6 protein-coding genes, 2 pseudogenes and 1 riboswitch are annotated in these 6,818 nt (G+C 72.2%); of the genes and pseudogenes, 6 read left to right on the forward strand and 2 right to left on the reverse strand.

From position 1 onward, the window contains the following. The 6 genes and pseudogenes from AC1D12_RS21620 to AC1D12_RS21645 form a co-directional block, all read left to right on the forward strand. Window positions 1–878: helix-turn-helix domain-containing protein (locus AC1D12_RS21620; RefSeq protein WP_477842762.1), on the forward strand; the 878-nt coding region annotated here is incomplete at its 5' end. Window positions 879–883: 5 nt separating this feature from the next. Continuing rightward, window positions 884–996: riboswitch (TPP riboswitch) on the forward strand. A 61-nt stretch (window positions 997–1,057) separates the two neighbouring features. Next, window positions 1,058–2,950, forward strand: a complete 1,893-nt coding sequence (gene thiC / locus AC1D12_RS21625) for a phosphomethylpyrimidine synthase ThiC (RefSeq protein WP_477842764.1) — start codon at window positions 1,058–1,060, stop codon at window positions 2,948–2,950. Between the two features lies 1 nt (window position 2,951). Further along, window positions 2,952–4,019: an FAD-dependent oxidoreductase gene (locus AC1D12_RS21630; protein WP_477842766.1), complete on the forward strand. Its 1,068-nt coding sequence runs from the start codon at window positions 2,952–2,954 to the stop codon at window positions 4,017–4,019. Next, a complete protein-coding gene (gene thiS, locus AC1D12_RS21635) occupies window positions 4,016–4,231 on the forward strand; it encodes a sulfur carrier protein ThiS (protein ID WP_477824709.1) in 216 nt (71 codons plus the stop codon). The genes AC1D12_RS21630 and thiS overlap by 4 nt, the downstream gene beginning before the upstream one ends. A gap of 1 nt (window position 4,232) precedes the next feature. Beyond that, window positions 4,233–5,018 carry a thiazole synthase gene (locus AC1D12_RS21640; RefSeq protein WP_477842768.1) on the forward strand — a complete coding sequence of 262 codons (786 nt, stop codon included), beginning with the start codon at window positions 4,233–4,235 and terminating at the stop codon, window positions 5,016–5,018. A gap of 11 nt (window positions 5,019–5,029) precedes the next feature. Next, window positions 5,030–6,211: pseudogene (locus tag AC1D12_RS21645) on the forward strand (bifunctional hydroxymethylpyrimidine kinase/phosphomethylpyrimidine kinase); the annotation flags it as partial. Window positions 6,212–6,328: 117 nt separating this feature from the next. Here the strand turns inward: AC1D12_RS21645 and AC1D12_RS21650 are convergent. Together AC1D12_RS21650 and AC1D12_RS21655 are read right to left on the reverse strand one after the other, a co-directional pair. Then, a pseudogene (locus AC1D12_RS21650) lies at window positions 6,329–6,550 on the reverse strand (biopolymer transporter ExbD); the annotation flags it as partial. A gap of 14 nt (window positions 6,551–6,564) precedes the next feature. After that, on the reverse strand, window positions 6,565–6,818 hold a 254-nt coding region (locus tag AC1D12_RS21655; protein ID WP_477842770.1), incomplete at its 5' end, for a MotA/TolQ/ExbB proton channel family protein.

The following is a 6,818-nucleotide window of genomic DNA, read 5'->3' on the forward strand; positions in this document are numbered from 1 at the left end:
CCGCCACACCGCCCGACCTGTCCCGCCACGAGGTGTTCGACGTGCTGACGCACTCGCGCGCCCGGCTGCAGCGCAGCGCCGTGCTGGGCGACGGGCTGGCCGCCGCGGTGTGGCGCAACGCGGCCGATGCGACGCGCTACAGCCGGCCCTCTCACCACACGCTGTCGCTGTACCTGAGCGGCGGCCACGGCACCTGGCGGCACGAGGCGCCCGATCTGCGCGGCGAGCCGGGCCGGCTGTGCGTGATGCCGGCCGGCCACGAATCGCGCTGGGTGGTGGGCCGCGAGGAGCAGAGCTTCGTGCACCTGTACTTCGACGAGGCGCAGCTGGCGCCGCTGGCGGTGCGGCTGCTCGACCGCGAACCGCGCGAGGTGCAGGTGCCCGACCTGACCTTCGTGGCCGACGCCGGCGTGGCCGCTCCGCTTCATGCGCTGGCCCTGCTCGACTGGCACGACCCGCAGGCGCGGCTGCAGGCGAATGCGCTGGGACACGAGGCGTTGGCCGCGCTGCTGCTCGCACACGCCACGCGCGGCCACCGCGCGCCGCCGCGCGGCGGGCTGTCGGCCCACGTGCGCCGGCGGCTGGTCGACTGGACCGAGGCGCGGCTCGACCAGCCGCTGACGATCGGCGAGATGGCCGCCGTCGCCGCGCTCTCCGAGCATCACTTCGCGCGCATGTTCCGCRCCTCGTTCGGCATCGCGCCGCACGCCTGGGTGCTGTGGTTGCGCATCGAGCGGGCCAAGCAGCTGCTGCGGCATTCGGAGGCGCCACTCGACGAGGTGGCGCGGCAATGCGGGCTGGCGAGCGCGAGCCACCTGGTGAACCGGTTCCGGGCGCGAATGGGCGTCACGCCGGGACAGTTCCGGCAACTGTCCTAGAATCCGCTCGCTTGTCGGGGTGCCGAGGATGCGAATCCAAGGCTGAGAGGGCTTCAGTGCCTAACCCGTTGAACCTGATCGGGGTCATCCCCGCGTAGGAAACAGCACTCGGCCACCGGTCGCATCTGCTCACCGCAGGGCACGGTCTCCCAGGCAGGCACACCACCTCTGGAGACCGCATGGCCAAGCAARCATCCTCCGTCGACACCGACGAGCTCTCCCGCCGCATCACCCGCGCGCCGTTCGCCGGCTCGCGCAAGGTCTACCTCGACGGCAGCCGCCCCGACCTGCGCGTGCCGTTCCGCGAGATCGCGCTCTCCGACACGCTGGTGCAGCAGCCGCACGGCGAGCCGCTGCGCGAGCCGAACCCTCCGCTGCGCGTCTACGACCCCTCGGGCCCCTACACCGACCCGCAGGCCGCGATCGACATCACGCACGGCCTGCCGCCACTGCGCCGTGCGTGGATCGCCGACCGCGCCGATTCCGAAGCCCTGCCGCACATCAGCAGCGCCTACGGCCGCACCCGGCTCGACGACCCGGCGCTGGCCGCGCTGCGCATGGCCAACCCGCCGCTCCCGCGCCGCGCGAAGCCCGGCGCCAACGTCTCGCAGATGCACTACGCGCGCCGCGGCATCGTGACGCCCGAGATGGAGTTCATCGCACTGCGCGAGAACCTGGTGAAGGCCCAGCTGCGCGAGCGCCTCGCGACCGAGCGCCTGCCGCAGCGCGGCCACCCGTTCGGCGCGGCGCTCGTGCACGACATCACGCCCGAGTTCGTGCGCAGCGAGGTGGCGCGCGGCCGCGCGGTGATCCCCTGCAACATCAACCACCCCGAGAGCGAGCCGATGGTGATCGGCCGCAACTTCCTGGTGAAGGTCAACGCCAACATCGGCAACTCGGCAGTGACCTCGGGCATCGAGGAGGAAGTCGACAAGCTGGTGTGGGCGATCCGCTGGGGCGCCGACACGGTGATGGACCTGTCGACCGGCGAGAACATCCACGAGACGCGCGAGTGGATCCTGCGCAACTCGCCGGTGCCGATCGGCACGGTGCCGATCTACCAGGCGCTGGAGAAGGTGAACGGCCGCGCCGAGGAACTCACCTGGGAGCTGTTCCGCGACACGCTGATCGAGCAGGCCGAACAGGGCGTCGACTACTTCACCATCCACGCCGGCGTGCGGCTCGCGCACGTGCCGCTCACCGCGAACCGCCTGACCGGCATCGTCTCGCGCGGCGGCTCGATCATGGCCAAGTGGTGCCTGTCGCACCACCGCGAGAGCTTCCTGTACGAACGCTTCGGCGAGATCTGCGAGATCATGAAGGCGTACGACGTCTGCTTCTCGCTCGGCGACGGCCTGCGCCCCGGCTCGATCGCCGATGCGAACGACGAGGCGCAGTTCGCCGAGCTGCACACGCTGGGCGAGCTGACGCAGGTGGCCTGGCAGCACGACGTGCAGGTGATGATCGAAGGCCCCGGCCATGTGCCGCTGCAGCTGGTGCAGGAGAACGTCGACAAGCAGCTGGCGGCGTGCGCCGAGGCGCCGTTCTACACGCTCGGCCCGCTGATCACCGACATCTCGCCCGGCTACGACCACATCGCGTCGGCGATGGGTGCGGCCAACATCGGCTGGTACGGCACCGCGATGCTGTGCTACGTGACGCCGAAGGAGCACCTGGGCCTGCCGAACCGCGACGACGTGAAGCAGGGCCTGATCGCCTACAAGATCGCCGCGCACGCGGCCGACCTGGCGAAGGGCTTCCCCGGCGCGCAGATGTGGGACAACGCGGTGTCGAAGGCGCGCTTCGAGTTCCGCTGGGAGGACCAGTTCCGCCTCGCGATCGACCCCGACACCGCGATGGCCTACCACGACGAGACGCTGCCGAAGGAGAACGCGAAGGTCGCGCACTTCTGCTCGATGTGCGGCCCGAAGTTCTGCTCGATGAAGATCAGCCAGGAGGTGCGGGCCTTCGCGCAGCGCGACGCGGCGGCGAAGCCGGTGATCGAGATCCGCCAGGCGCTGGACGGCAAGGCCGAGGAGTTCCGCGCGCACGGCGGCGAACTTTATCTCTGACATGCGCGTGGACAACGGCAGCGACAGCGATGTGCTGATCGCCGGCGCGGGGCTGGCCGGCCGGCTGTGCGCGTGGCGTTTTGCGCGCGCCGGGCGGCAGGTGCGGCTGTTCGACGCGGCGCGGCGCGACRATGCGCGCTCGGCCAGCGCGGTGGCCGCGGCGATGCTGTCGCCGCTGGCCGAGCTGGCCGTGGCCGATGCGCAGGTGCATGCGCTCGCGCAGCAGGCGATGGCGCTGTGGCCCGACTGGCTGCTCGCGCTGCAGGCCGACAGCGGACGGCCGGTGTACTTCCGCCGCGCCGGCACGCTGGTGCTCGCGCATGCGGCCGATGGCGGCAGCCTCGATCACTTCGAGCGGGTGCTGCGGCACAAGCTGGCGCCGGCGGAGCAGCACGCGATCCAGGCGCTCGATGCGGCCGGCGTCGCCGAGCATGAGCCTGCGCTCGCCGGCCGCTTCAACCGCGGCCTGTTGCTGGCCGGCGAAGGGCAGCTCGCCAACGACGAACTGCTGCTCGCGCTGGCGCGTGCGCTGGACCGCTTCCGCGTGCACTGGCACGAGGACGAGCCGGTGCAGCAGCTGCACGCCGGCGGGCTGCGCACCGCGCAGGGCGAGTTCCGCGCGCCGCTGGTGATCGACGCACGCGGCCTCGGCGCGCGCGCCGACTGGCCGGGGCTGCGCGGCGTGCGCGGCGAGATCCTCAGCGTCGAGTGCGAGGGCATCGCGCTGCAGCGGCCGGTGCGGCTGATGCACCCGCGCTACCAGCTCTACGTGGCACCGCGGCCGAAGCAGCGCTTCGTCGTCGGCGCGACCGAGCTCGAATCGGAAGACGCCGGCCCGCCCAGCCTGCGCTCGGTGCTGGAGCTGGGCAGCGCGCTGTACAGCCTGCACCCGGCGTTCGCCGAGGCGCGGGTGCTGCGCATCGATGCGGCGCTGCGCCCGGCGCTCGACGACCACCGGCCGCAACTGCGCCGGCACGACGGCGTCTGGCAGCTCAATGGGCTGTACCGCCACGGCTACCTGTGCGCACCCGCGCTGGTGGACCAACTGCTTCAGGAGACGATGCCATGAGTGACCTGACGACCGAGGTGTCGATGAACGGCCGCGCGCTGCAGACGCCGGCCGTCACCCTCGCGGAACTGCTGCAGCAGCAGGGCTACGACGCGCAGGCCGCGATGGCGTGCGCGATCAACCGGCAGTTCGTGCCGCGTGCGCAGTGGCCGCTGCAGAGGCTGCAGCCCGGCGACCGCATCGACGTGATCGCACCCGTGACCGGAGGCTGACATGACTTCATGGACCCTCGCTGGTACCCCGCTGGCGAGCCRCCTGCTGCTCGGCACCGCGCACTACCCGTCGCCGCAGGTGCTGGCCGATGCGGTGCAGGCGAGCGGCACGCAGGTGCTGACCGTCGGCCTGCGCCGCTTGCAGCCGGAGTACGGCGGCGGCAACGCGTTCTGGCAACGCGTGCGCGCGCTCGGCTGCCACGTGCTGCCGAACACCGCCGGCTGCCACGACGCGCAGGAGGCGATCACGCTCGCGCAGATGGCGCGCGAGCTGTTCGACACGCCGTGGATCAAGCTCGAGGTGATCGGCGACGACTACACGCTGCAACCCGACCCGTTCGGCACGCTCGAGGCCGCGCGCGTGCTGGTGCGCGAGGGCTTCCAGGTGCTCGCCTACACCACCGACGACCTGGTGCTCGCGCAGCGCCTGCACGAGGCCGGCTGCGCCGCGGTGATGCCGTGGGCCGCGCCGATCGGCACCGGGCGGGGGCCGCAGAACCCGTATGCGCTGCAGACGCTGCGCGCGCGGCTGCCCGATGCGGTGCTGATCGTCGATGCCGGGCTCGGCCGGCCGTCGCACGCGGCGCAGGTGATGGAGATGGGCTTCGATGCGGTGCTGCTGAACACCGCGGTCGCGCAGGCCGGCGACCCGGTGCGCATGGCGCGCGCGTTCGCGCAGGCGGTCGACGCGGGGCGGCTGGCGTTCGAGGCCACGCCGATGGGCGAACGGCAGACGGCGCAGGCCTCGACACCGACGCTCGGCATGCCGTTCTGGCACCAGGCTTGAAGGACACGACGATGCGACCCTTGTTGACGATCGCCGGGCACGACCCGGTGCATGGCGCCGGCATCACCGCCGACCTCGCGACCTGGCAGGCGATGGGCCTCGCCGGCAGCAGTGTCGTGACGGCCTTGACGGTGCAGGACAGCCGCGGCCTGGGCGCGCTGCAACCGGTCCCGGCCAAGTGGGTGCGCGACGCGTTGCAGGCGCTGCTGCGCGATGGCGAGCCGGCGGCCATCAAGCTCGGCATGCTGGGTTCGCTGGAGGTGCTGCGCGAGGTGCATGAGTTCGTGGCAGCGCGCCGCTGCCCGGTCGTGCTCGATCCGGTGCTCGGCGCGTCGAACGGACACAGCAGCCACGATGCGGACGAACGCGCGTGGCTCGACGCGGTGCGTGCGCTCGCGCGCGAGGCCGACGTGATCACGCCGAACCTGCCGGAAGCGCAGCGGCTCGGCGTGCTCGACGGTCCGGCGGCCGTGGTGCTGAAAGGCGGGCATGCGGAGGGCGACCGCAGCATCGACGAGGTGATGGCCGGCGCGCGACGCGCATCGCTGTCGTCACCGCGCCTGGCCGGCTCGGCGCACGGCAGCGGCTGCGTGTTCTCGGCCGCGCTGGCCGGCGCGCTCGCGCAGGGCTGGGGCGTGTTCGATGCCGCCTGTGTCGCGAAGCTGCGCGTGACGGCCGGCCTCGCGCAGGCGCTCGAGGTCGGCCCGGGCAGACCGAACACGAACGCGGCGGCACTGGCCGACAGCACGCACCTGCCCGACTTCCGCTGGGCTGATGACGGGGCCATGCCGGCAGCCGCCTTCGCGCCGTTGAGCGGGCCGCTCGGCTTCTACGCGGTGCTGCCCGATGCCGACTGGATCGAGCGCGCGCTCGCGATGGGCGTGCGCACGCTGCAGTTGCGCCTGAAGGCAGGCAGCCTGCCGCAGGCCGAGCTGACGGCGCAGCTGCGCGCGGCGGTGAGAGCGGCGCGCGAGGTGCCGGGCGCGCAGCTCTTCATCAACGACCACTGGCGCGAGGCGCTCGACCTCGGCGCCTACGGCCTGCACCTCGGCCAGGAGGACATCGGCACGGCCGATCTCGGCGCGATCCAGGCTGCAGGTCTGCGCGTGGGCGTCAGCTCGCACACGCCGCTGGAGATGTGCCGCGCGCAGGCGCTGCGGCCGTCGTACATCGCGATCGGGCCGGTCTACCCGACGACGCTGAAGGCGATGGCCTATGAGCCGGTCGGGCCGGAGCGGCTGGCGCAATGGGGCCGCCTGCGCGACCTGATCGGCGAAGGCAGCGGCCTCGACCGGCTTGTCGCCGACGAACAACTGGCCCTGCGCATCGATCGCCACCGCGATGAAATCCGGCGTCTCGCTCGGCGTCGCGGCCTCGGCGCGCGGCAGGTCGAGCTTGAGGCTGCTGCTCATCAGCGGCGCGGTGATCATGAAGATCACCAGCAGCACCAGCATCACGTCGATCAGCGGCGTCATGTTGATGTCGCTCATCGGCGTCGGCCCGGCGGTGCGTTCGAGGCGACCGAAGGCCATGGCCGGTCCTCCGCTCAGGCCTGCGCGGCAGCGACGGCCACGGCGGCGTCGCGGCTGTGGTCGATCATCATCTCGCGCAGGTCGTGCGCGAAGCCCTCGAGCTCGGCCTCGCAGGCGCCGACGCGCTTGCCGAACACGTTGTAGGCCAGCACCGCGGGGATCGCGACCGCCAGGCCCGCGGCCGTCATCACCAGCGCCTCGCCGACCGGGCCCGACACCTTCTCGATCGTGATCGAGCCCCCCGCCGAGATGCTCAACAGCGCGTGGT

Source organism: Rhizobacter sp. P1_G5, assembly GCF_056405435.1.

What these genes read in the sequence shown, in the direction of transcription:
- thiS (WP_477824709.1), top strand. Translation starts at nt 4,016, where the DNA reads ATGAGTGACCTGACGACCGAGGTGTCGATGAACGGCCGCGCGCTGCAG.